At 68.9% G+C, this 1,379-nt stretch carries 1 protein-coding gene and 1 pseudogene; one reads left to right on the top strand and one right to left on the bottom strand.

What is annotated here, in order from left to right; genetic code table 11:
• Positions 1-182: 182 nt before the first annotated feature.
• Entirely contained in the window at positions 183-1,124 is a 942-nt protein-coding gene (locus BN4348_RS59100; RefSeq protein ID WP_066917213.1) for an alpha/beta hydrolase family esterase, read from the bottom strand.
• 75 nt (positions 1,125-1,199) lie between these two features.
• Here BN4348_RS59100 and BN4348_RS59095 point away from each other — a divergent pair.
• Positions 1,200-1,379, top strand: a pseudogene (locus tag BN4348_RS59095) (MarR family transcriptional regulator); the annotation flags it as partial.

Genomic DNA, 1,379 nt, shown 5'->3' with positions numbered 1-1,379 from the left:
GCAGCAACACCGCCTGGCCCCTGCCCCGCCGCGCGGCGCGCGTCAGCGCGGCCAGCTTGGCGAGGACGGCCTCGCGCTCCAGCAAGCGCTCCACCAGAAAAGTAAACCCGCCGAGGGTGGAGTTGTTGCGTGAAAACGCGCCGATCGCGTAAACAACTCGACGCTCGAGGCGCCGGCAATTCTCAGCGGTGGCTCTGGGTGAAGAACTGCCAGATGGTGTCGGTGGCGTTGAGCGCCGTGGACGGCTCGGGGATCCCTGCGAGCTCGGCAAGCGGGCTGGGTTGGCCTCCCGGCCATTGATGGCCGGCGCCCGCCACCGAGATCAGCTCCACCGTGCGTCCGTCGGGGCACCCGGCCGTCTGGGTCGTCACGCTTCCGGTGGTGGTCGAGGTCGGTGGTCCGCAGGCGTCGATGGAGCGCCAGGTGGCGTTGACCGACTCCACCGAGGGGCCGTCGACGCGCGGATTTCCGTTGATGGCGAAGGCTTTTCCTGGCCCTCCGTTGTAGGGGACCCGGTCGTCGGCGGTGCCGTGAATCTGCAGCACCGACGTCGGTCGGGCCTGCGAGCAGTCGGTCAGCAGGGTTCCCGCGACGGGGGCGATCCCGGCAAAGGTGTCGGTCTGGCATCCGAGCCGGAGCGCCATCATGGCCCCGTTCGACATGCCGGTGGCATACACGCGCGCGCGATCGATCGGGATCTCCTGCTCGATGGCTCCCACCATCGCGGTGATGAATCCGACGTCGTCGACGTTGTCGCGCTGCGGTTGCCCGCAACAGGTCCCGGCGTTCCAGGCGCGATTGAGGCCGTCGGGGTAGGCGACCAGGAAGTGTCCGTTGTCCGCCTCGGCGTCCCAGTTGTAGGACCGCTCGGCCTGCGCCCCGTTGCCGAAGCCGCCGTGCAGCATCACCACCAGCGGTGCCGCGTCGGGCAATCCCTGCGGCCGGTACAGGTGGAATGTCCTGCCGACCCCGCCCGAGTCGATGGTCTGGGTGGACTGTCCGATCGGAATCGATTGGGAACCAGGCGATCCCAACGCGTGCCCGCCGCCGACACAGCCGCCGAGCACCACGGTCAACACCGAGACGAGACAAACGCCGAACACCCGAGCGCGTAGCGACCGCATGAAGCCATCGTCGCATCGACGCCGAGTTTTGACAAGTACCTTGTCAAACTCGCCCGGAGTGGCACACTGATCTGCATGCGACGCGTTGCCGATGCCGAGTGGAAGCCCACCGTCCCGGCGCTGGTGAATCTGGTGGCCGCCTCGGGGGCGCCCCATTTGCGAGCGGCCTTCGCCGCGGCCGGGCTCGACGGGATCCGCCCGGCTCAAGCCGTTGCGCTGGTGCCGCTGGCGGCCGGCGGCCTGCCCGCATCCGAT

Origin of the sequence: Mycobacterium interjectum (assembly GCF_900078675.2) — a bacterium.
GTDB lineage: Bacteria > Actinomycetota > Actinomycetes > Mycobacteriales > Mycobacteriaceae > Mycobacterium > Mycobacterium interjectum.
The sequence above is the reverse complement of the archived record's forward strand: the minus strand, read 5'-3'. Positions and strand labels throughout refer to the sequence as shown.

What these genes read in the sequence shown, in the direction of transcription:
- BN4348_RS59100 (WP_066917213.1), bottom strand. Translation starts at nt 1,124, where the DNA reads ATGCGGTCGCTACGCGCTCGGGTGTTCGGCGTTTGTCTCGTCTCGGTG.